The organism is Enterobacter sp. 241F3 (assembly GCF_034106785.1).
Classification (GTDB): domain Bacteria; phylum Pseudomonadota; class Gammaproteobacteria; order Enterobacterales; family Enterobacteriaceae; genus Enterobacter; species Enterobacter vonholyi.
This window is the reverse complement of record NZ_JAWNDD010000016.1, coordinates 13,821-36,094: the sequence shown is the minus strand read 5'-3', so window position 1 is coordinate 36,094 and position 22,274 is coordinate 13,821. Positions and strand designations below refer to the sequence as shown.

19 protein-coding genes and 1 tRNA gene are annotated in these 22,274 nt (G+C 54.1%); 4 read left to right on the top strand and 16 right to left on the bottom strand.

Features of this window, described 5'->3' with window-relative positions; all coding sequences use genetic code 11:
• From UR504_RS21440 to UR504_RS21420, 5 genes are all read right to left on the bottom strand, one after another.
• Positions 1–677, bottom strand: a 677-nt coding sequence (locus UR504_RS21440; RefSeq protein WP_320740153.1) for an ABC-three component system protein, incomplete at its 3' end; no start/stop codon positions are given.
• A gap of 151 nt (positions 678–828) precedes the next feature.
• Complete coding sequence (locus tag UR504_RS21435; RefSeq protein ID WP_162032036.1) at positions 829–2,085, bottom strand: integrase domain-containing protein; 1,257 nt, start codon at positions 2,083–2,085, stop codon at positions 829–831.
• Positions 2,086–2,291: 206 nt separating this feature from the next.
• Positions 2,292–2,368 (bottom strand) — tRNA-Pro (locus UR504_RS21430).
• Between the two features lie 72 nt (positions 2,369–2,440).
• Positions 2,441–4,201: an LPS biosynthesis-modulating metalloenzyme YejM gene (yejM, locus tag UR504_RS21425; RefSeq protein ID WP_115875868.1), complete on the bottom strand. Its 1,761-nt coding sequence runs from the start codon at positions 4,199–4,201 to the stop codon at positions 2,441–2,443.
• Between the two features lie 19 nt (positions 4,202–4,220).
• A complete protein-coding gene (locus tag UR504_RS21420) occupies positions 4,221–4,448 on the bottom strand; it encodes a YejL family protein (protein ID WP_008500958.1) in 228 nt (75 codons plus the stop codon).
• Between the two features lie 134 nt (positions 4,449–4,582).
• Here UR504_RS21420 and yejK point away from each other — a divergent pair, with 134 nt between their 5' ends.
• Positions 4,583–5,590: a nucleoid-associated protein YejK gene (gene yejK, locus UR504_RS21415; RefSeq protein WP_109845346.1), complete on the top strand. Its 1,008-nt coding sequence runs from the start codon at positions 4,583–4,585 to the stop codon at positions 5,588–5,590.
• 50 nt (positions 5,591–5,640) lie between these two features.
• Here the strand turns inward: yejK and rplY are convergent, their stop codons facing one another.
• Both rplY and UR504_RS21405 read right to left on the bottom strand, forming a co-directional pair.
• Positions 5,641–5,925 (bottom strand): 50S ribosomal protein L25, encoded by a 285-nt coding sequence (gene rplY, locus UR504_RS21410; protein WP_008500956.1) that lies wholly within the window; start codon positions 5,923–5,925, stop codon positions 5,641–5,643.
• A 125-nt stretch (positions 5,926–6,050) separates the two neighbouring features.
• Entirely contained in the window at positions 6,051–7,811 is a 1,761-nt protein-coding gene (locus tag UR504_RS21405) for a DEAD/DEAH box helicase (protein ID WP_320740152.1), read from the bottom strand.
• Positions 7,812–7,963: 152 nt separating this feature from the next.
• Here UR504_RS21405 and rsuA point away from each other — a divergent pair, with 152 nt between their 5' ends.
• The 3 genes from rsuA to UR504_RS21390 all read left to right on the top strand — a co-directional run bounded on the left by rsuA (position 7,964) and on the right by UR504_RS21390 (position 10,507).
• The gene (gene rsuA / locus UR504_RS21400; RefSeq protein WP_320740151.1) at positions 7,964–8,671 is read left to right on the top strand and encodes a 16S rRNA pseudouridine(516) synthase RsuA; all 708 of its coding nucleotides are present in this window, start codon (positions 7,964–7,966) and stop codon (positions 8,669–8,671) included.
• Between the two features lie 15 nt (positions 8,672–8,686).
• Positions 8,687–9,883 (top strand): Bcr/CflA family multidrug efflux MFS transporter, encoded by a 1,197-nt coding sequence (locus UR504_RS21395; RefSeq protein ID WP_320740150.1) that lies wholly within the window; start codon positions 8,687–8,689, stop codon positions 9,881–9,883.
• A gap of 279 nt (positions 9,884–10,162) precedes the next feature.
• Positions 10,163–10,507 (top strand): YejG family protein, encoded by a 345-nt coding sequence (locus UR504_RS21390; protein ID WP_024908185.1) that lies wholly within the window; start codon positions 10,163–10,165, stop codon positions 10,505–10,507.
• A gap of 3 nt (positions 10,508–10,510) precedes the next feature.
• Here UR504_RS21390 and yejF read toward each other — a convergent pair whose 3' ends face one another.
• The 9 genes from yejF to UR504_RS21345 all read right to left on the bottom strand — a co-directional run bounded on the left by yejF (position 10,511) and on the right by UR504_RS21345 (position 22,103).
• On the bottom strand, positions 10,511–12,100 hold the full coding sequence (gene yejF, locus UR504_RS21385; protein WP_271368637.1) for a microcin C ABC transporter ATP-binding protein YejF: 1,590 nt from the start codon (positions 12,098–12,100) through the stop codon (positions 10,511–10,513).
• A 1-nt stretch (position 12,101) separates the two neighbouring features.
• Complete coding sequence (locus UR504_RS21380; RefSeq protein WP_133294830.1) at positions 12,102–13,127, bottom strand: ABC transporter permease; 1,026 nt, start codon at positions 13,125–13,127, stop codon at positions 12,102–12,104.
• On the bottom strand, positions 13,127–14,221 hold the full coding sequence (locus UR504_RS21375; RefSeq protein ID WP_029740961.1) for a microcin C ABC transporter permease YejB: 1,095 nt from the start codon (positions 14,219–14,221) through the stop codon (positions 13,127–13,129). Before UR504_RS21375 ends, UR504_RS21380 begins: the two co-directional genes overlap by 1 nt.
• 9 nt (positions 14,222–14,230) lie before the next feature.
• On the bottom strand, positions 14,231–16,036 hold the full coding sequence (locus tag UR504_RS21370; RefSeq protein ID WP_111965303.1) for an extracellular solute-binding protein: 1,806 nt from the start codon (positions 16,034–16,036) through the stop codon (positions 14,231–14,233).
• A 73-nt stretch (positions 16,037–16,109) separates the two neighbouring features.
• Positions 16,110–17,666: a cyclic di-GMP phosphodiesterase gene (locus tag UR504_RS21365; protein ID WP_127731732.1), complete on the bottom strand. Its 1,557-nt coding sequence runs from the start codon at positions 17,664–17,666 to the stop codon at positions 16,110–16,112.
• Positions 17,667–17,793: 127 nt separating this feature from the next.
• Positions 17,794–18,363 (bottom strand): bifunctional murein DD-endopeptidase/murein LD-carboxypeptidase, encoded by a 570-nt coding sequence (mepS, locus tag UR504_RS21360; RefSeq protein ID WP_008500946.1) that lies wholly within the window; start codon positions 18,361–18,363, stop codon positions 17,794–17,796.
• Between the two features lie 415 nt (positions 18,364–18,778).
• The gene (locus tag UR504_RS21355; protein ID WP_181899759.1) at positions 18,779–19,492 is read right to left on the bottom strand and encodes a phosphatase PAP2 family protein; all 714 of its coding nucleotides are present in this window, start codon (positions 19,490–19,492) and stop codon (positions 18,779–18,781) included.
• A gap of 33 nt (positions 19,493–19,525) precedes the next feature.
• Positions 19,526–20,512, bottom strand: coding sequence for a CobW family GTP-binding protein (locus UR504_RS21350; protein WP_115875861.1), 987 nt, complete (start codon positions 20,510–20,512; stop codon positions 19,526–19,528).
• Positions 20,513–20,636: 124 nt separating this feature from the next.
• Positions 20,637–22,103: a mannitol dehydrogenase family protein gene (locus tag UR504_RS21345; protein ID WP_302235073.1), complete on the bottom strand. Its 1,467-nt coding sequence runs from the start codon at positions 22,101–22,103 to the stop codon at positions 20,637–20,639.
• Positions 22,104–22,274 lie beyond the last annotated feature (171 nt).

Below are 22,274 nucleotides of genomic sequence, written 5' to 3'. Positions count from 1 at the left end.
AATAATGCTTGATATATTTCGTCTGTCCGATTAAGTGGGGGAGATGTTAGTAATTCCCAAAAAATGCTACTTGCTATTCTATTATGATATGCTGCGTAGTCTTGTTTTTGTCCATTGTGAACTAAGTTATGAATTACAATTACTTTGTTAGTTATAAGCTCTGAGAGTAAAGTGGATTTTTCAATAATTAAATTTTTTGTTTTAATCAAATTATTGGTATCTAAAAATAATTCAATTTGCTCATCAATCAATTCATTTATTTTTGATAGTAAACAGTATTTACTATCGCCATAACTGTAAAACTCAACTATTTTTCCATCATTACTTGTATAATTTTCAAAATTATCAAGTTCTTTAGCTACATGAAAATATCTGATTGTATTTTCATCACAGTCAGTAGCTATACATGCTGCTTTATAAATAGCTTTGACATATTCAGAACGATATTGCGATAGCTTTGCTTTCACTTGATGAGTTGAGATCACCTTGCCATCACAATAAATAGCAAAGTCATCTGTGCTATCTAATTGCAACTCAAAATTATCAATTATTCTCTGTTGAAATGATTTTACCGTTAATAGTTTCAGGCAGTGATAAAGAGCTACTTTCCCTTGGTAAACAAAGCCGCCCCAAGAACTGATCGCACTTCCTGGCAGTGTTTCCTCTATGTTAGACATTTTTTATCCTATGAAAATTTTACTGAACATAGCTATAAATCAGAATTCTTACATAGACATACTAATCATTTTTAGTGCGAATGAAATGCAAAATGTTCACTATCTTGCTCATAACTGTGAGAAAGCTCAATTATGAGAGCAGCTAAAGATTTTAATCGGTATATCCTTCTGTTGAGGTTAACTTGCCAATAACACTGATTGATGAGTTTCCAAAGGATGCTGCTTCTACATACTCACCCCACCAGATCATCATCTCTCTACGCTGTTCCAGATACTGTGATCTGTTATAGGCTCTCCTGACTTCGTTAGTATCGATATGAGCTAAAGCAGCTTCAATCACGTCTGGTGGAAAACCTTTCTCGTTAAGCACTGTTGAGGCAATCGCTCTCATTCCATGAGCCACCAACAGATCTTTGAAGCCCATCCGTTTAAGCGCCATGTTTGCTGTCTGACTATTCATAGGTTCAAGTGGATTCCGGTAGCCGGGGAAAACATAATCTCTGTGCTTACTGATGGGCTTCATCACTTCCAGAATAGCCAAAGCTTGCTCAGAAAGTGGAACGATATGCTCACGTTTCATCTTCATGCGACCAGCAGGGATACGCCATTGTTTTGCGGCAAAGTCGATCTCATCCCAGCGAGTCGTTGACGCTTCGGCAGGTCGGATCATCGTTAGTAATTGCCATTCGATAAGACAGCGAGTTTGTCGTCCGATACTGGCAAATGCCAGAGTTTTCATCAAAAGGGGGAGTTGCTCTGGAGGTAGGGCAGGGCGGTGCTTTACCTTTGGTTTATGGAATGTTCGCCCGATTCGTGCTGCGGGGTTTACAGATACCAGCCCAGAATTAAGGGCGTAATCCATAACTTCATTGATACGCTGACTTAGACGTTTAACCGTTTCGAGTCTTCCGGCAGCGTGTGTTGGCTCTAATGCTCCGATGAACTGCTGAGCTGTGATGTTAGCAATGGGCATAGAGCCAATATGTGGGAATACATATTTACTCATAGAACGCCAGATATCGTTTAACGTATGAGTTGCCAGCCCCGCTGATTCTTTGGTTTTAAACCAGTCTCCTGCAACCTTTTCAAAGGTACTTTCTGTGGCACTTTTTTGCCGCAACTGCTCGGTTTTTTTATGCTCCTGAGGATCAATATCTTTGCTCAATAGAAGACGGGCATCTTCACGAAATTGACGAGCCTCAGAGAGAGATACAGCAGGGTAAGCACCAAAGCTAATCATTGCGCGTTTGCGAGTGAAAGGTTTGTAATAGCGGAATCGCCAGAGTTTTGAGCCTCCGGGCTTAACCAGTAGCTCTAAGCCATCCCCGTCATACAGGATAGTGGCACGTTCAGTCGCTTTGGCATTTTTGACTTCGGTGTTGTTAAGGGGCTTTGTCTGACGCGCCATATTATTCTCCAATCACTGGTTAGGCATATGGCTCAGACGACACGATGGATTGTATGCCTAAAGATATGCCTAAAAATGTTGGATTTCACTGTATCAGCGTGGACTTTACTAGACAACAGAAAAACAGCAGGTCTACGCAACCCACTGTTAATTCTGTTTTTTATAGTCTTGTCTGGACTTCAGTAGACAAAACGTTGGGGATAATTTGGTCGGCACGAGAGGATTTGAACCTCCGACCCCCGACACCCCATGACGGTGCGCTACCAGGCTGCGCTACGTGCCGACGCATAAAAAGAATACTACTCGATTCCGTTTTGAATGCAAGGGAATCTGTCGCTAACTGGTTTATTATTAATCAGTTAGCGATGAAGCGCTTCTCATCCGTCAGGACCTGCAGCAGCAGGCTCAGCTGCGGTTTCTGGTCTTTCAACCGTTCACCCTGCAGATTATACGTCTGATAATTCCCGTTACTGTTCAGCACCAGCGTCAGCTTCGGTGTGGTCACCACCAGCGTGTCATTCCCGGCAGCCGTGACCCAGTTATGGCGGCGCGCAGCGCTGAAGAGATCCTGTCCCTGCGAATACTCGTTCGCTGGCGTGCTGACATGCAGCAGGCGTTGCATCAGGGTAGTCATCACATCTTTATGCTCGGTAAGCATATTGATGCGCTGTGCCGGGGTACCAGGCCAGTGGATCACCAGCGGAACCTGCAGGTTCGGGCGTGACCAGCTCATGCTCTTCGTCTCGTCACCTAACGGGACGCCATGGCCTGCGGTCACGATCACCACGGTGTTATCCAGCTTGCCGGACTCACGTAGCGCGTCAAGCACGCGGCCAATCTGCGCATCAACATCACCCGCCGCGCGGCCGTAGCGGCGCGCGAAATCACTCTTATTGCTGTTAGCAAGCGTTGTGCCGTTAAAGGCAACCCATGAGAACCAGCGGTTATCTTCCTGCGCGTAACGCTGAAGCCAGTTTATCCATTGGCCGGCGGTCTGCGCATCGGACTGATTTTGTGCCGCTGGCAGTGAGAAATCGGACAGCAGCGCCTGGCGGTAGAGCGGGCTGTTAAAGCCATCGGATGAGAACAACCCTAACTGATAGCCCTGCTGATTCAGCCCGGTGATCAGCGCCGCAGGCGTGCGGGTAGAGAGTACGCCGTCCATGTATCCGGCTGAAATGCCATAGAAGAGGCCAAAGATGCCCGCGTCGGTTGTGTTACCGGAGCTCATATGCTGAGTAAACGAGACGTTTTGACTCGCGAAATCGGCCAGCACAGGCATCTGCTTCTCGTAACGGGAATAGTTCAGGCCATCAACGGTGATCAGCAGGACGTTTTGCCCGCGCCCCATATCGCGATAGCGTAGATCGCTCAGAGGATACTGCACGCTGACGGCTTCCGGATTACCCTGCTCGATAAGACGGCGCTGGTACTCCTGAGCGTCAAGCAGGCCGTGTTTCTCGAGGAAACGACGGGCCGTCATCGGGTACGAGAGCGGCAGGTTCGCGCGCTGCATGGTAATAGGGCGATAGAAGTTTGCATCCGCCCAGATATACATGATGTGCGAACTGATAAAGGAGACGAAAAAGAGCGCGGCGACGGGCTTCGCGTAATGGCGTCGCCGGGTCAGGCTGCGGAGCTTTTGCCAGCTCCACGTCGCAAACAGCATCTCAATCAACAGGATCACCGGGACGCTGATAAACATCAGCTGCCAGTCACGGGCCGTTTCGTTCTGGTCGGGGTTAATCACCAGTTCCCAGACGATGGGGTTAAGATGCAGGTGGAAGCGGGTGAACACTTCACTGTCGATAAGGAGCAGCGTCATCCCCACCGTCGCGAGGATGGCGGATAAGAACCGCATCAGACGCTGCGACATGACGATAAACGTCAGGGGGAACAGGATCAGCAGATAGGTGGCGAAAACCAAAAAGCTAAAGTGACCGACAACGCTTATCCAGGAGTAGACACGCCCGGTTAGCGTTGTTGGCCAGTCTGCGACAAACAGATAACGACAGCCAATGACCGTCGCCAACAGAATGTTGAACAGGGCAAACCAGTGCCCCCAGCTGACCATCTGGGAGACTTTTTCACGGTAGCGCTGACGATTCGTCACCATAAACTGTTGTTCGTATCCCTTAATGGGCCGGGTCGTTGCTGACGGACGACTGTAAAGCCTGGGCGAAAGATTTTGCGATCGCCTGACGCTGAGCCGGAGCAACGCTGGTGTTAATCAGGTTGGTGACCATATTTCCCAAAACCATCAGGGAGAGATCGGTCGGCGTTTTATGTTTTTCCAGTACGTTGACCAGCTCACTGAGCAGTTGTTCAACGTGTTCATCACTGTAGCGGGAATGTTGTGGCATAAATCAAAATCAGTTTGTTGATGAAAGGGCAACATATTACCGTAGCAACAGCTTTTTTTCCCCTTTTTTATCTGTTGTTGCACACATGTCCTGGTGGTGGTTGAATACCGCCCGGTCTAAAAGGAGAGTTTATCATGAGTCTGGAAATCAACCAGATTGCCTTGCACCAGCTTATCAAGCGTGATGAGCAAACCCTTGAAGTGGTGCTGCGCGATTCGTTACTGGAACCCACGGCGACCGTGGTGGAGATGATGGCAGAGCTGCATCGCGTCTACAGCGCCAAAAATAAAGCCTATGGTCTTTTCAGCGAAGACAGCGAACTGGCCGATAGCCTGCGCCTGCAGCGCCAGGGTGAAGAGGATTTCCTGGCGTTTAGCCGTGCGGCAACCGGGCGTCTGCGCGACGAGCTGGCTAAATATCCGTTCGCCGACGGCGGGATTGTCTTGTTCTGCCACTACCGCTATCTGGCGGTCGAGTATCTGCTGGTTACCGTGCTGAATAACTTAAGCAGCATGCGCGTGAACGAGCAGCTGGATATCAGCTCGACGCATTATCTGGACATTAACCATGCGGATATCGTGGCGCGTATTGATTTGACCGAGTGGGAAACCAACCCGGAGTCGACCCGCTACCTGACTTTCCTGAAGGGACGCGTGGGCCGCAAAGTGGCGGATTTCTTTATGGACTTCCTCGGTGCCAGTGAAGGGCTTAACGCCAAAGCGCAGAACAAAGGGCTGCTCCAGGCGGTTGACGATTTCACAGCAGAAGCGCAGCTCGATAAATCTGAGCGCCAGACGGTGCGTCAGCAGGTTTACAGCTACTGCAACGAACAGCTGCAGGCAGGGGAAGAGATTGAGCTGGAGTCGCTGTCAAAAGAGCTGGCGGGCGTCAGCGAAGTCAGCTTCCAGGAATTTACCGCAGAAAAGGGCTATGAGCTTGAAGAGAGCTTCCCGGCGGATCGCAGCACGCTGCGTCAGTTAACCAAGTTTGCCGGCAGCGGCGGTGGGTTAACCATTAACTTTGATGCGATGCTGCTGGGTGAACGTATCTTCTGGGATCCGGCCACCGATACGCTGACCATTAAGGGCACGCCGCCGAATCTGCGCGATCAGCTTCAGCGCCGCACCTCGGGCGGTAAATAGCAGGCACAAAAAACCCCGCAGAAGCGGGGTTTTTTTCGACAGGTTTGCGATTACGCGCGAACGAAGTCGATGTGAGTCAGTTTTGGCTTGAACGCGTGACGCTGAACAGCCTGAACTTTCACTTTTTCTTCTTTACCGCCAACAACGATGGTCAGAACTTCGCTGTAAAATTCAGCTTTGGTCTGCAGGTTCCACAGTTTGTCGTGATCCAGTTCGATTGCAACTGGAGCAGCTTCGCCACCGTAAACGATAGCCGGGAACTTGTTAGCGGTACGCAGGCGGCGGCTCGCACCCTTACCCTGCACGTTACGTACTTCTGCTTCGATAGTAAACATTGATTTCTCTCTGTATTTAAAACCCTACTACAGGCGACCCAGCAGCAGGTGAGTGTTCTGCCTCACGGATGTGAAGCGGGCGGCATTTTATACTCAAATGCCCCCCACATCAATGAAAAGTCCCGCTAACCGCGCAATTCATTGGCACGACGGAAGCGACCTTCGTAGTCAAAGAGTTTCTCGCGCACCTGCCAGAACTGGCCTTTCTTGCGGGCGACCACAAAATCCGGATGGCGTAATAACACCTGCTGGTGCACGATATCCGCCACGGTGATCCAGCGCAGTGGCACCCCCGGGGTGCGGGTGTGCGGGCGAATAAACAGCTGTTCGAAGGCCGTTCGCTGGGCAGGCGTCTGGAGCCGGAAGCGCTCGCTGACGTCCGCCCCGTCTTCATCGTAATAGGTGATTTTCAACCATTCACCTTTTTCATCGGCGCCGGGCTGCAACGCCATGCCGGAACAGCGCAGTACCAGCGCATCTTTCAGCTTTAATGCTGCTTTGAGCATGTCGTCCGGGTCAACCAGCACCGTGTCGCATGCCCGACAGCGGCGAGCGGCAATGTCGTTTTCGGCGTTGCACTGCGGGCAGTTTTTAAACCGGAAGCGGAAATCGCACTGCTCGCGATGCCCTTCATCATCTTCAAACCAGCCCTGACAGCGGCGGCCAAAATGCTCGATCAGCGTGCCGTCGGCGGTGGTTTTGCCCCAGAATGTGTTGGCAAACCCGCAGGCAGGGCAAAAGACCTGCACGGGCACGTTGTCGCTTTTCCCTTTTGGCGCGCCGACCTCAGGCGTATAGAGATCGTGCGGGTTACCGGCATAATCCAGAATCAGGCAGTCGGTTTTCCCCGGCGCCAGACGCAGGCCGCGGCCAACAATTTGCTGATACAGACTGACCGATTCGGTCGGACGCAAAATAGCGATCAGGTCGACGTGCGGGGCGTCAAAGCCGGTGGTCAATACCGATACGTTAACCAGATAGCGGAACTGCTGGGCTTTAAAGGCCTCAATCAGGCGGTCGCGCTCGGGGCCGGGCGTCTCGCCGGTGATGAGCGCCGCGTCGCCGGGGGGCAGTAACCCGGTGATTTCTCGCGCGTGCTCAACGGTGGCGGCAAAGATCATCACCCCTTTGCGCGTCGCGGCGAACTCCTCTATCTGGCTGATGATATGCGGCGTAATGCGCTTTTGCTTTTTCAGCTCCTGGTTAAGCTCCGCTTCGCTGAATAACCCGTTGCTCTGCGCCTGCAGGCGGCTGAAATCGTACTGCACCACCGGCATATCCAGCCGCTCAGGTGGCGTCAGGTAGCCATGTTTAATCATGTAGCGCAGCGGAAGCTCGTAGATGCAGTCGCTAAACAGGGCCTTGTCATCGCCGCGCACCATGCCGTGATAATGGTAGCGATAGATCCAGCCTTTCCCCAGACGAAACGGGGTCGCCGTCAGGCCCAACAGGCGCAGGTGAGGATTCACCTCTTTCAGGTGGGACAGGATTTGCTGATACTGGCTGTCGTCGTCATCGCTGATGCGGTGACATTCGTCGACAATCAGCAGCGAAAATTCGCTGCGAAACAGGTCCAGATTGCGGGCCACCGACTGCACGCTGCCAAAGACCACTTTGCCGTGGCTCTCTTTACGCTTCAGCCCGGCAGCGAAAATATCGGCTTCCAGCCCAAGCGCACAATATTTGGCATGGTTTTGCGCGACGAGCTCTTTAACGTGCGCCAGCACCAGCACGCGGCCGCGGGCCAGACGCGCCAGTTCGGCAATGACCAGGCTTTTGCCTGCACCGGTCGGGAGCACAATCGCCGCCGGCTCGCGATGTTTACGGAACCAGGCGAGGGTGGCGTCAACGGCTTCCTGCTGATAGGGACGAAGTGTAAAAGTCATGGGGTCTCGGTTTCGTTATTCCGCACATAGTATGCCACGAAACTTTTTCCCTTGAGTGGCGCAACCAGACCATTATACTGAACCGTTCCAGACTGCTTCTTTTTTCGGACCTGTTGTCCGACTTCCTGCACCATTAAGGCTAAAAAGATTTCATGCGACTTGATAAGTTTATCGCTCAGCAACTCGGCGTAAGCCGCGCTATTGCCGGGCGCGAAATTCGCGCCAGCCGCGTTACCGTGGATGGCGACATTGTGAGAGACAGCGCGTTCAAACTGCAACCTGACCATCAGGTGGAGTATGACGGCAATCCGCTGACCCAGCAGCACGGTCCGCGCTACTTCATGCTCAATAAGCCGGAAGGGTACGTCTGCTCAACGGACGATCCGGATCACCCGACGGTGCTCTATTTCCTCGACGAGCCGGTGGCGCACAAGCTGCACGCCGCAGGTCGACTCGATATCGACACCACCGGGCTGGTGCTGATGACCGACGACGGTCAGTGGTCGCACCGCATCACCTCTCCACGCCACCACTGCGAGAAAACCTATCTCGTGACGCTGGAGTCACCGGTGTCGGATGACACGGCAGAGCACTTCGCGAAAGGCGTTCAGCTGCATAATGAAAAAGATCTGACCAAACCGGCGGTGCTCGAAGTCATCACCCCGACGGAGGTCCGCCTGACCATCAGCGAAGGGCGCTACCATCAGGTGAAACGTATGTTTGCCGCGGTGGGGAACCACGTTGTTGGCCTGCATCGCGAACGGATTGGTGCGATTGAACTCGATTCCGACCTGGCGCCTGGCGAATATCGCCCGTTAACGGAAGAAGAGATCGCCAGCGTCGGTCTGCCTTCGCACTAATTTCAGGAGAACTCTGTGACCACCAGGCCACACTCGTCGTTCAAAATCGTCTTCATTCTTGGCCTGCTGGCCATGCTGATGCCGCTGTCTATCGATATGTACCTGCCCGCGCTGCCGGTCATTTCCGCGCAGTTTGGCGTTCCGGCGGGCAGCGCGCAGATGACGCTCAGCACCTATATTCTCGGCTTTGCCCTCGGCCAGCTGTTTTATGGCCCGATGGCCGACAGCCTTGGACGCAAGCCGGTCATTCTGGGCGGGACGCTGGTGTTTGCGGCCGCTGCGGTTGCCTGCGCGCTGGCGCAGACTATCGATCATCTGATTGTCATGCGTTTCTTCCATGGTCTGGCGGCGGCAGCGGCAAGCGTGGTGATTAACGCCCTGATGCGCGATATCTACCCCAAAGAAGAGTTCTCCCGCATGATGTCGTTTGTCATGCTGGTGACGACGATTGCGCCGCTGGTGGCCCCAATGGCCGGTGGTGCGGTGCTGGTGTGGTTCAGCTGGCATGTGATTTTCTGGATCCTGGCCCTGGCCGCGCTGCTGGCCTCCGCGATGATCTTCTTCTTTATTGATGAAACGCTTCCCGTCGAGCGCCGCCAGAAGTTTCACATCCGTACCACCATCGGCAACTTTGCCTCGCTGTTTCGCCACAAGCGCGTGCTCAGCTATATGCTGGCGAGCGGGTTCAGCTTCGCCGGAATGTTCTCCTCCCTGAGCGCCGGGCCGTTTGTCTATATCGAGCTGAACCACGTTTCGCCGCAGCACTTCGGCTATTACTTTGCGCTTAACATCGTCTTCCTGTTCATCATGACCATCATCAACAGCCGCTTTGTCCGGCGGGTGGGGGCGCTGAACATGTTCCGCGCCGGGCTGTGGATCCAGTTTGTGATGGCGATCTGGCTGGTGGTGAGCGCGTTTCTGGGCGTGGGCTTCTGGGCGCTGGTGGTCGGCGTGGCGGCCTTTGTTGGCTGCGTGTCGATGGTGTCGTCCAATGCGATGGCGGTGATCCTGGATGAGTTTCCGCACATGGCAGGAACCGCATCATCTCTGGCAGGGACGTTCCGCTTCGGCATCGGCGCTATCGTCGGGGCGTTGCTTTCGATGGCCACCTTTACGACGGCATGGCCCATGCTGTGGGCGATGGCTTTTTGCGCAACCAGCTCGATACTCTTCTATCTTTACGCCAGTCGACCGCGAAAAGCGGCCCACTAAAACGCAGAGAAGGCCCGGAAGGGCCTTTTTTGTTGATGCATATCAACCAAACCCCCGTTCGTTTATTCCGTGTTTGTTTATTTTATGTAAAATCTATTTGTGTAAAAAGTCACATCATTGTATTCAAAAAGGTTGAGTTAGATCGCAGAAACGGGTACATATAGCGCCGACGCGAGCCTGAATACCGATAAAAAAGTGCTGAATAGTGCAGGCTGGCGATGATGTGTTACTATAAATGTAAATAAATTGTGAAGTAAATTTTGCTTCCGGGGAACGAACGTGAATACATTACAACTTTCTATTGTCCATCGCTTGCCCCAGAGCTATCGCTGGTCGGCGGGTTTTGCTGGTTCGAAAGTTGAACCGATTCCGCAAAACGTCGCGGGCTCTGAAAACTGCCTGGTGGCGCTCAAGCTGCTGAGCCCGAGCGACGAAAATGCCTGGCGGGTGATGGAGCGTCTCAGTCAGGCCCTGACGGATATCGAAGTGGACAGCTCCGTACTGGAGTGCGAAGGTGAGCCGTGCCTGTTTGTGAAAAGCCAGGACGAGTTTGCTGCTACCTGCCGCCTGAAAAATTTTGGCGTTGCTATTGCAGAGCCTTTCTCCGGCCAGTATCCATTCTGAGCGCTAGTCTGACGACAACAGCTGGCGCGTGTAGCGCTGCGTTGGCGCGCTAAATACGCGCTGGCAATCACCCTGCTCGACCACCTCTCCCTGACGCAACACAATCACCTGATGGCATAGCGCCCGCACCACCTGTAAATCATGGCTGATAAAGATATAGGCCAGCCGGTGCTTTTCCTGTAACCCTTTCAGCAGCGCCAGGATCTGCGCCTGTACGGTCCTGTCCAGCGATGACGTCGGTTCATCCAGAATAATCAGCTCCGGTTTCAGGATCAGCGCGCGGGCAATGGCGATACGCTGGCGCTGCCCACCGGAAAATTCCGCAGGGTAGCGGTGGCGCGTCTCGGGATCTAGACCCACTTCGGTCATGACCCGCATGACCTCCTGCTCGCGTTGCTGCGCGCTCAGGCCGGGCTGATGGACGCGCAGACCCTCTTCGATAATCTGTAACACGCTGAGCCGCGGGTTAAGCGAGGAGTTGGGATCCTGAAACACCACCTGCATGCGGGGACGCACGGGCAGCATCTGGCGGCGGTTCCAGCGGTGCAGCGGCATATCGTCAAAGAGGATTTCCCCCTGCGAGGCGATTAAGCGCAGCAGCGCCAGACCGGTGGTGCTTTTGCCCGAGCCGGATTCGCCCACCAGACCCAGGGATTCACCCGGGCGCAGCGAGAAGCGGAGGTTTTTCAGCACCGGGTTGCGATCGACAATGCGGCGCAGAATACCTTTACGGATCGGGAACGAGACGGACAGATCCTCAACGCGCAGCAGCGGCGTGCTGTCCGCATCGAGAGGAACCGGGTCGCCGGAGGGTTCGCTGTCGAGCAGGCGCTGCGTATAGGGGTGCTGTGGGGCACTCAGCAGCGCGGACGCCGTATCCTGTTCAACACAGCGTCCGTTTTGCATCACCGCGACGCTGTCGGCCAGCTTTCTCACAATGCTCAGGTTGTGCGTGATAAACAGCAGGCTCATGTTCAGCTCGTCACGCAGTTCCCGCAGCAGCGTCAGTATTTGCGCCTGTACCGTCACGTCAAGCGCCGTTGTAGGCTCGTCGGCAATCAGCAGTTCGGGGCGCGTCAGCAGGGCCATGGCGATCATCACGCGCTGGCGTTCGCCGCCGGAGAGCTGATGCGGAAAATCATTCAGCCGTTTGGCCGCATTGCGTATGCCCGTTCGTTCAAGACAATCCAGAATTTCTCCCCGCGCGGCCTCTTTGCGCATCCCTCGGTGCAGGGAGAGCACTTCATAAAGCTGTTTTTCCAGGCTGTGCAGAGGGTTAAGTGAAACCATCGGCTCCTGGAAGATCATCGCGATTTTGTTGCCGCGAATGCCGCGCAGGGCATGTTCGTCGGCATGCAGCAGCGAACGGCCATGAAAAAGAATGTCCCCTTGCGGATAGCTCACCGGCGGAGAAGGCAGCAGCCGCAGGATGGAGAGCGCCGAAACGCTTTTGCCTGAACCCGATTCGCCGACCAGAGCCAGCGTTTCCCCGGGCTGGATCTGCAGCGATAAATCGTTGACCACGGTGCGCGTCTCACCCTGCTTTGAAAAAGCAATCGACAGGTTATCAATACTCAGAAGAGGCTGGGTCATCTTATACCGCCTTGTTCGGATCAAAGGCATCGCGCACGGCTTCGCCAATAAAAATCAGCAGCGACAGCAGCACGGCCACGGAAAGAAAGGCGGCGATGCCTAACCACGGCGCCTGGAGGTTGTTCTTACCCTGCAGCAGCAGTTCGCCTAGCGACGGGGAACCCAGCGGTAGCCCGAAACCGAGAAAATCCAGCGAGGTGAGGGTGGTGATGGAGCTGCACAGAATAAACGGCAGGAAGGTGAGCGTTGCCACCACGGCGTTGGGCAGCATATGGCGGAAGATGATACTCCGGTCGCTAACGCCAAGCGCCTGCGCCGCGCGGATATAGTCGAAATTGCGGGTGCGCAGAAACTCCGCCCGCACCACGCCGACCAGCGCCATCCAGCCGAACAGGACGGTGATGCCTAATAGCCACCAGAAGTTGGGCTGTACGACGCTGGAAAGCAGGATTATCAGAAACAGCGTTGGCATACCAGACCAGACTTCGATGATACGCTGGCCCCACAGGTCAATTTTCCCGCCGTAGTAACCCTGAACGGCGCCCGCCACAACGCCCATCACGCTGGAGAAGAGCGTCAGCATCAGCCCAAAGAGAAGCGATATTCGCGTGCCGTACAGGATGCGTGCCAGCACGTCGCCGCCGTTAGCATCCGTTCCCAGCCAGTTTTGCGCGGAGGGCGGGGAAGGGAAGGGGGCCGTGGTAGCGAAGTTTATACTGTTTGCGCCAAAGCGCACCGGCGCCCAGAGCGCCCAGCCGTGCTGCTCAATCTGCTGGCGAAGCCACGGATCCTGATATTCCGCCCGTGTCGCAAACGGGCCGCCAAAGTCGCTTTCGCTGTAGCTGGCGATGACCGGCACGTACCAGCGATCGTTAAAATGCACCAGCAGCGGCTTGTCGTTGGCGATCAGCTCCGAACACATGCTTAAGGCAAACAGCACGGCAAAAATCCACAGCGACCAGTAGCCGCGGCGGTTGTGGCGAAAACGGGCCCAGCGGGCCTGATTGACGGGGCTTAAACGCGGCATCAGCGGCCCTCAAAATCGATTCGGGGATCGACCAGCGTATAGCTGATATCACTGATGATATTCAGCAGCAGGCCAATCAGGGTGAAAATATAGAGTGTGCCAAACATCACCGGATAATCGCGCGATACGGTAGCCTCATAGCCCAGCAGCCCCAGACCGTTGAGCGAGAACATGACCTCTATCAGCAGCGAGCCGGTAAAAAACATGCCGATGAACGTGGCCGGAAACCCGGCGATTACCAGCAGCATGGCGTTGCGGAACACGTGTTTCCACATGATCTGCTTCTCGCTCACGCCCTTGGCGCGGGCAGTAACAACGTACTGCTTACGAATTTCATCGAGAAAGGCGTTTTTGGTCAACATGGTCAGGGCCGCAAACCCGCCAATGACCGTGGCCAGAACCGGCAGTGTGATATGCCAGAGATAGTCGGTGATTTTCTGATACCACGGCAGGGAACTGAAATCGGCGGAGACCAGCCCCCGCAGCGGGAAGAGGTCAAAATAACTTCCCCCGGCAAAAAAGACGATCAGCAGGACGGCAAACAGAAACGCCGGGATGGCATAGCCGATGATAATGAACGTGCTGCTCCAGATATCGAAGCGGCTACCGTTATACACCGCTTTGCGGATCCCAAGCGGTATAGAGACCAGATAGATAATCAGCGTTCCCCACAGCCCCAGCGTGATCGAAACCGGCAGGCTTTGCTTGATCAGCGTTAACACTGACGCACTGCGAAACAGGCTATCGCCAAAATCAAAGCGGATGTAATCCCAGAGCATTTTGAAATAGCGCTCGTGAATCGGTTTGTCAAAGCCGTAGCGGTGGGTGATCTCGGCGATCACTTCCGGATCCAGCCCGCGTCCGCCGCGATAATGGCTTTCACTGATATTCCCTACGCCGGTTCGCGCATGGCTTGCGCCCATGCCTTCACCGCCGCCGCCGGGCATGCCGCCGCTGTTGCCAAATTCAATGGCGGCAATCGCCTGATCGACCGGGCCGCCGGGAGCAATTTGCACGATAAAAAAGTTAATCGTGATGATAGCCCACAGGGTGGGGATGACCAGCAGGAGACGACGGATAAGATAGGCACCCATGATGATTCCTTATCGCCGCTCAGCGGGAAGTCTGGCGGCTTTGTTAACGTCATACCACCAGGTATCAAAGCCCAGGGAGTAGACAGGGCGCACGGCAGGCACGGAGAACTTATCCCAGCGCGCAAGGCGATCTTCGCCCATATACCACATCGGCAGCATGTAGTAGTTCCAGGTTAAGACCCTGTCGAGGGCGCGCCCGAGCGGCAGGAGCTTTTCTTTATCCCCTTGCGCCGCCACGATTTTCGCAATCAGCGCGTCAATCGCCGGGCTTTTTACCCCCGGCGCATTGTACGAGGAGTCGATGTAGCTGGAGGCCCAGGAGATTTGCAGGTCCGAGCTGGGCCATGGTTGGGCGGGCCACAGGCGCTGCATCATGTCGTAATCACGGCTGCGCATGCGGCTGGTGATCTGCGCGTTATCCACCTGGCGAATGTTCATGGTCACGCCCAGCCGCTCAAGATTGTGCTTAAACGGCAGCACCCACTGGTCGTTGCCCCCGGACGAGAGCAGCAGCTCAAAGCTGAGTGGCTTGCCCGTTTTGGCATCAACACGTTTTTGATTCTTCAGATGCCAGCCCGCGTCATCCAGCAGCTTGCTGGCTTTGAGCAGGTTGTCGCGGTCGTAACCGTCACCGTTTGAAGCCGGCGGCTGAAACACCGTTGTAAACACCTCTGGCGGTACCTCTGCTTTAAGGGGTGCCAGCAGAACCAGTTCGTCGGCTTTCGGGTAATCGCGCGCGGCATATTCCGTGTTCTGGAAATAGCTGTTGGCGCGGCTGTAAGCCCCGTAAAACAGCGCTTTGTTCATCCACTCAAAATCAAAGGCCAGGGAGATGGCTTCCCGCACCCGGCGGTCATTAAATACCGGACGCTGAATATTAAACGCCAGCCATCGCGTGTCTTGCGCAGACTCATTTTTATGCTCGTCTTTGACGATATAGCCTTTGGCGAAATTTTTGCCGATATAGCGGGTCGCCCAGTTTTTGGCGCTGCTCTCGACCCGCAAATCGAAGGCCCCCGCTTTGAACGCTTCAAACGCCACGTTATCGTCAAGGTAGTAATCATAGCGAAGGGTGTCGAAGTTCCAGCGTCCGCGGTTTACCGGCAGATTGGCTGCCCAGTAGTCTTTGACGCGGGAATAGACGACATATTGCCCCATGCGCCAGTCGGTGATGCGGTAGGGGCCGCCAGCCAGAGGAGGCGTGGAAAGCGGGTCGCTCAGCTTGTGGCTTTTCCAGAACGATTCCGGCATCACCGGCAGCGAGAACAGGCTGAGCATGTTCTCTTTATTTGGTTCGCTCAGCTCGATGCGCACGGTAAGCGGCGCAATGGCTCTGACCGACGCGCCTTTATACACGATGCGGAACTGGGGAACGCCTTCGGTCATAAATTTATGAAAGGTGAACGCAACGTCGCTGGCCTTAACCGGCGTACCGTCATGAAAACGAGCTCGAGGGTTAAGGGAGATCTCCGCCCAGGCGAAGTTATCGGCGTAACGCACGTTCTCGGCAATAAGCGGATAGTAGCTGCCGGGCTCGTCATCGGAGGTGACAAAGAGCGTATCGTAAAGCGATTCCGTCCGCGCGGCCGCCACGCCGCGCAGGGCGAAGCGGTTGAAGTTGTCGAAGGTTCCCGTGGCGGAAAGCGTGACCTTTCCCCCCTTCGGCGCGGCAGGGTTGACGTAATCGAAGTGCGTAAAATTGACCGCGTATTTCGGCTCGCCAATCACCGCGAAGGCGATATTTTCTTTGATGGCTTGCGCCTGGCTGGACAGGCTCGTGAATGCCAACATCAGCAACATAAAGCGCATAAGCATCTCGCGGCAGCTCCCTCTTTACAGACCGGCTCGGTTAAGCTGAATAATAAGTGACGTCACGGGCAATGTGAAATTAATCACCCTCGGCCGAAATATCAGGCCGCCATTCGCGGAACTGCGCCAGCGGCATCGGGCGGCTAATCCAGTATCCCTGCAGGAAATTAACGCCGTGTTCGCGCAGCCAGGCGGCCTGTTCCGGTGTCTCTACCCCTTCGGCGACGGTAGACATATTCAGTCGTCTTGCCAGCGTCAGAACGGCATCCAGCACCGGCGACGTTACCGTCTCAGTCCCTATCGCATTAACAAATCCGCGGTCTATCTTGAGGTAGTCCATGGTGAAATGCTCAAGGTAAATCAGCGCACTGTGGCCGGTACCAAAATCATCAATGGCGATTTCAAACCCTTCGTTATGCAGCCATCCGAAGAGGCTGTTGGCTTCCCGATGGTTAAGCATATCGCGCTCGGTAATTTCCAGCACGATCTGGAAGTAATCTGGCGGCAGTAACGCTTTGAAGGTGCGCATATCGTCCTTGAAGCTTTCCGCATGCAGATGCCCCGGCGCGATGTTGATGCCCACCTTTGCGCCCGGAGGTAACAGCGTTTGTAACACGGGAGCATCGTGAATGATAAGGTCAAAAAGATGCAGCGTCAGCGGGACAATGAGCTTCTGCGCTTCGGCAAAATTGATAAACGCGTCGGGCGGAATTTCCCCCATTGTCGGGTGTTTCCAGCGCATCAGTACTTCCAGCCCGGTCATCTGGAGCGATTTAGCATCGACGACGGGCTGATAGACTACATAAAACTGGCCGCGCTTAATCGCGCTCAAAATCTCTTTACCCGGGTTGAGGCGAATGCTGAGGATATAGTAGTTGAGCGAGCCGGCACAAATGCCGCATACCAGCCCGAAGAACAGGGCGTAAAGAATTTCATCGCTGGTCCAGGCGTCCGCATACAGATTTATGGTCAGGGGAACGTCTTTCAGCGTTGCGGTACGGGCCGGCGTTTCATGAAGATCGTGCGCGTTGACCAGCATGCTGGACCGCGTTGACAGCGCATGATCGCCAATGATGATGGCGATGCCGGCAAATTCGTCCTGGCGAGCCGTGTAGAGCAGGTAAGGCGTCAGGTTGAGATTCACTGAGGTAAATACGCCGCCGTCCTTCACTAGCGGGTTACGGTACCAGATGGCAATGGCGGGCTTGTTGGGCAACATCGGAGTGCCGGGAAGCAACGCCATATCAATCTGTTTGTCGATGTGCAGCTCAGGTATCAGCTCCTCCATCGGGGAATTCATCGGACCCGTAGCAGAAGAGCAGAACGCCATTTTGTCTCTGACCAGCAGGAATGCGCGAACGTTAACGCTAAAGGCAGCGCGCGAGGTGAGTTCCTGATTTACGTCGTGGCAATTGTTTAACGTGAGCGGCTGGAGCACATCGATAGAATTTTTTAACTCATCGAAATAGCTCTCCATATAGATGCTCACATCGTGGATCAGGGTGTCGAATTTGACTTCCCGCTTGTGGTAGCTCCAGAAAAATTGCAACGAACCCAGGAGCAGGGCGGCGATCAGGCCTGTGATGATGCTGAGGATCAGTATCTTGCGATTGCTGGAGAAATAGCGGGTGAACATAGACGTCGTAATTCCTGAAATGCCGCTGGATGTATTCAGTGTAACGGGCAAAAAAAAACACTGCCGAAGCAGTGCTTTTTTTCATCATATCGCCAGCCAAGGGATAACCAACGATACGATAGTCATATTAACTGCGGGTCAGTACGCGGCGTGCTTCGTTGTAGCGCTTCTTCCAGTACGGTTCATTCATGCTGGAAATGGTGACACCGCTGCTGGTGGAGGCATGTACGAACTGGTCATTACCAATGTAGATGCCAACATGTCGACCTGTAGAACCGGCACGGAACAGGACTAGATCACCGGTGCGCAGTTTGGTACGTGAAATCGACTTGCCCATCTCCTGCTGTTCATAGGTTGAACGCGGAAGATCTAACCCAAATTGCTCGCGGAATGTACGCTGTACAAAACCGGAACAATCAATACCTGTTTTTGTGCTGCCGCCAAGACGATAACGCACGCCTTTCCAGTCAGCATACTGGTCCATAATGCGGGACTTCACGTCCAGATTACGTACCATATTTTCAAATTCATCCTGAGAGGCTTGCAGTGACGAGGAATCTTCCATTCCCACAACACGCGTCTCAGGATGCATATTCTTTGCGGTGTTCGATGTACTACATGCAGACAACAGTACCGCGACTGCTATCGCCGGGATCCCCCGTAAGATATATCTCAGAAACGGTTGAGATTTGACCATTTTGTTTATTTTCCCTTGAAGTCCTTAACGACAAATATCGTTATAAAAATGCCAAACGTGACGAGACTAATTATCTGTTCACATTGAGACAATTCTTTCTGGTCACATTTGTGGTACAGCGCACAAAATTATTCGCCAGCGAAATAATTATCTCTATGGGGCAAAACGAGTTCGAGATTAACCGATTGCCTGGGGTATTGCGAGAAAAAAAAGCCTTTTTTTTATAAGAAAATGTGATACAGAAAGTAAAAATCCGTAATTGCTTAAAATGCAGACAGATCCGAGGCTTTATCGCGCAATTGCTTCATTTTTATCATGAATGTGATGACAAGAATATGACGCTGGGAAAAGATCGTGGCGGAAAGGCTATCGGGGATCATGTCGATCCCTGATAGCTCACGTTAATTTAGGTTAGTTATTTGTTTAATTGTTGTTGTGCTCTGCCGGGAAGATAGCGATCGAACAGCGCTATTATCCTGTCGCTCAGTGGGGTCATCAAACACCACGGCAGCGCAATCAGCGCAACGGAGAGCGAACCGACGGCAATATCGGTGAACCAGTGAGCGCCAATCATTACGCGCGGGAAGGCAAAAACCACAAAAATAATCAGGGCTATGGCAAACGCTTTTCTGCCGAAATAGCGAAGCATAATTGAGGAAAAAATAAGCAGCATCATGCCGTGATCGCCAGGGAAACTGTCCTTCGACGCATCTTTTGTTGGAATATGCAGCAGCTCGCTGACGCGATAAATATCGGTGAAAAAGAGCGTTGGGCTGGAACGCTTAACCGGAATAATCGCGGTGGCCAGCTGGTTAATGACGACAGCAAACAGCAGCATCACCAGACCGATAATCAGAATACGCCGACGCCCGGCTTTGTCCTCTTTCAGCCAGAAAGAGAGCATCAGGCAGCCCATCGCCAGCAGCGAGAAGCCGTCAAAGGCGCGGTTGTTGGTAATTGCCACCAGCCACAGGAACGCGTTGCTCTTCACCAGCTCCTGATTGAAGAAGTGAAAAATGGCAGAATCCAGCGGGAACCAGAAACCATGATCTGCCGGGATATACCAGGAGAAGAAAAGCGCCAGACCGGCGACATTAAGCAGTAATATCAGGGGAAATCGAGTTGTCATAACGTTCTGCATAGAGTGAAAACTGGGGCAACGTTAGCCGCCCGAACTTAAACGAATCCTCAACAGACTGGACTGGAGGGCATTCCAGTCGGCGTTAACCGCACTAATTAACTCTATACGGCTGTCAGGCGGCGCCACGTTTTGCGTTTCAATAAAGAAATCGTCGCCCTGGCGATTGATCCGCACCAGTCCGTCCGGGGTGCGCATGATCCCTTTCACGCGATCGACGGGCGCAAGACGGGCCCACTCCAGGATCCCGATGGTGTCAAAAACGGTTTCAGCATCAAAAATCCATCCGCAGGCCTGATATCCCTGGCCGCTATTCAGATTACGACGCCAGCGCTGGTGTTCCGGCAGACTCAGGGCTGCCAGACCCTGCTTAACCGGATGACTGTGCGAATGCTCCGCGCTGGCGGGCAGCTCGGTGCGGTTCAGACGAGGCAGGTCAAGCAGGGCGCTATCAATATTCCCCTGGGTGGTCTGCACCCGCGTGCGATTGCCGCCAAAATGTTGCCACCACGCATCCAGCGCGGCCTGGCTTTCAGCCGTGGCGCGATCTGCTTTATTCGCGACAATAACGTCAGCGGAGGCGAGCTGATCGCGGAAGTTCTCATTTGCCACCGCCTTGTCATCCAGAAGCTGACGCGGATCGAGCAGGCACAGGGTGGCGCGCAAATCGATCCACGGCTCGTAAACCGGGGCGGTCAGTAAATCGAGGATTTGCTTAGGGTGACCCAGCCCGGTAGGTTCAATCAGCAGGCGGTCAGGTTTGCCCTGACGCAGCAGGGTATTTAGGCCGACCTGCATAGGCAGGCCATTGACGCAGCACATGCATCCGCCGGGGATCTCTTTAATCATCGCGCCGCTGGATGACAGCAACGCGCCGTCAATGCCCACCTCGCCAAATTCATTGACCAGCACGGCCCACTTCTCGGCCGGATCTTTATTCGCCAGCAGGTGGAGAATTGAGGTGGTTTTACCGCTGCCGAGAAAACCGGTGATGAGGTTGGTTTTGGTCACGTGCGCTCCAGATGAGAATTGTGATGCTATAACACTATTCTCTCTATCCTGGCGAAAAACGTGACCTGTGAGAAGGGGAAGGGCGAACGGAGGCCTCATCCGTTCGCGTTAAGCGCAATAATCGTTAAATATTTAACGTTTCGATAACAGCCTGACGTGCGCCGTTGCGGATAATGCGCTGGTATGCCTGGCGGACAGTCTCCACAAAGACGCTGTTTTGTGCGAGATCGTGACCAAAGACCTCACTCAGCCCCAGCAGCGCGTTAACGCGGTCGGCGTCGCTGCTGGCGTTGACGATGGCGCGGATTTTATCGCTGAGGGGATCGCGAACGTCAATCGCATTGCCACGGTCGTCGATACCGCTGACGTAGCGTATCCAGCCGGCCACGCCCAGAGCCAGCAGCGACCACGGCGTATTTCGCTCAAGATGAACGCGGATCCCGTCCAGCATTCTTTGCGGAAGCTTCTGGCTACCGTCCATCGCGATTTGCCAGGTCCGATGCTGGAGGGCCGGGTTGGCAAAGCGTTCAATTAGGCTATCGGCGTATGCGGTAAGGTCGACATCCTTAATCCGTAACGTGGGGGCCTGCTCGTTCAGCATCAGCCGACGGGCGGCTTCACGGAACGCCGCGTCCTCCATGCATTCATTAATATGCGCGTAGCCAGCGAGATACCCGAGATACGCCAGGAAAGAGTGGCTGCCGTTGAGCATGCGTAATTTCATCTGCTCCCACGGCAGAACATCCTGCACCATCTGGACACCCGCCACTTCCCACTCGGGACGGCCTGCGACAAAATTATCTTCCACCACCCACTGAATAAACGGTTCGCAGCTGATGGCGCACGGATCTTCAACGCCGAGCGCGTCTGTGATTTCCGCCAGCGATGCTTCCGTCGCGGCGGGAACAATTCTGTCAACCATCGTTCCCGGGAAGCTCACGTGGCTATCAATCCATTCAGACAGCGCCGCGGAACGCTTTTGCGCCATGCCCAGCACCGCGTTTTTGACCACGTGCCCGTTATCCGGGATGTTGTCGCAGGAGAGCACGGTAAACGCAGGCAAGCCGCGCTCGCGGCGGCGGTGGAGCGCTTCGACCAGGATCCCTGGGGCCGAATGTGGCTCTGAGGGGTTTTCAAGGTCGTGGACGATCCGGGGGTTATTCAGATCGAGTTTTCCGGTCGCGGGATCGATGCAATAGCCTTTTTCCGTGATGGTGAGCGATACAATCGCGACCTGAGGCTCGCAAAATTTCTCAATAATGGCGGGCAGGGAGTCCAGCTTTGCGTTCAGGCACTCATGGACGGCGCCGACGATAATCGCCTCATTTCCATCAGCCCCTTTCTCCAGCACGGTGAACAGATGCTCCTGCGCGCGCAGCTGGCTCATCAGCACGTCGCCGCTGAACAGGCTAATCTCACAAATCCCCCAGTCGCCGCCTTTTTCATTCAGCACCCTATTTGTTAACAAGGCCTGGTGCGCACGGTGAAACGCGCCAAAGCCAAAGTGAACGATGCGGGAGCGTAATGACTGGCGATCGTAGCGAGGTTGCTGAACCCCGGCAGGAAGGACGGTAGAGGCAATTGTCTTCATGAGATACACACCTGATTAACCATTAATTAACAATGCCAGTGTAAAGTTATATGACAGCAAATAAAATTGGTGAGCCGTAAATATCCCCGTTATGTGAGTTTGATCAATCAATGTGTGGCGGTGTATTGACCCTTCACGGTAAACATGTATGGTAGTCGTCATTGCGGTAAT

Excerpts from the sequence above, each read along its gene's own strand:
- UR504_RS21435 (WP_162032036.1), bottom strand. The coding sequence starts at position 2,085 with ATGGCGCGTCAGACAAAGCCCCTTAACAACACCGAAGTCAAAAATGCC.
- yejM (WP_115875868.1), bottom strand. The coding sequence starts at position 4,201 with ATGGTGACGAATCGTCAGCGCTACCGTGAAAAAGTCTCCCAGATGGTC.
- UR504_RS21420 (WP_008500958.1), bottom strand. The coding sequence starts at position 4,448 with ATGCCACAACATTCCCGCTACAGTGATGAACACGTTGAACAACTGCTC.
- yejK (WP_109845346.1), top strand. The coding sequence starts at position 4,583 with ATGAGTCTGGAAATCAACCAGATTGCCTTGCACCAGCTTATCAAGCGT.
- rplY (WP_008500956.1), bottom strand. The coding sequence starts at position 5,925 with ATGTTTACTATCGAAGCAGAAGTACGTAACGTGCAGGGTAAGGGTGCG.
- UR504_RS21405 (WP_320740152.1), bottom strand. The coding sequence starts at position 7,811 with ATGACTTTTACACTTCGTCCCTATCAGCAGGAAGCCGTTGACGCCACC.
- rsuA (WP_320740151.1), top strand. The coding sequence starts at position 7,964 with ATGCGACTTGATAAGTTTATCGCTCAGCAACTCGGCGTAAGCCGCGCT.
- yejF (WP_271368637.1), bottom strand. The coding sequence starts at position 12,100 with ATGACCCAGCCTCTTCTGAGTATTGATAACCTGTCGATTGCTTTTTCA.
- UR504_RS21380 (WP_133294830.1), bottom strand. The coding sequence starts at position 13,127 with ATGCCGCGTTTAAGCCCCGTCAATCAGGCCCGCTGGGCCCGTTTTCGC.
- UR504_RS21375 (WP_029740961.1), bottom strand. The coding sequence starts at position 14,221 with ATGGGTGCCTATCTTATCCGTCGTCTCCTGCTGGTCATCCCCACCCTG.
- UR504_RS21370 (WP_111965303.1), bottom strand. The coding sequence starts at position 16,036 with ATGCTTATGCGCTTTATGTTGCTGATGTTGGCATTCACGAGCCTGTCC.
- UR504_RS21365 (WP_127731732.1), bottom strand. The coding sequence starts at position 17,666 with ATGTTCACCCGCTATTTCTCCAGCAATCGCAAGATACTGATCCTCAGC.
- mepS (WP_008500946.1), bottom strand. The coding sequence starts at position 18,363 with ATGGTCAAATCTCAACCGTTTCTGAGATATATCTTACGGGGGATCCCG.
- UR504_RS21355 (WP_181899759.1), bottom strand. The coding sequence starts at position 19,492 with ATGACAACTCGATTTCCCCTGATATTACTGCTTAATGTCGCCGGTCTG.
- UR504_RS21345 (WP_302235073.1), bottom strand. The coding sequence starts at position 22,103 with ATGAAGACAATTGCCTCTACCGTCCTTCCTGCCGGGGTTCAGCAACCT.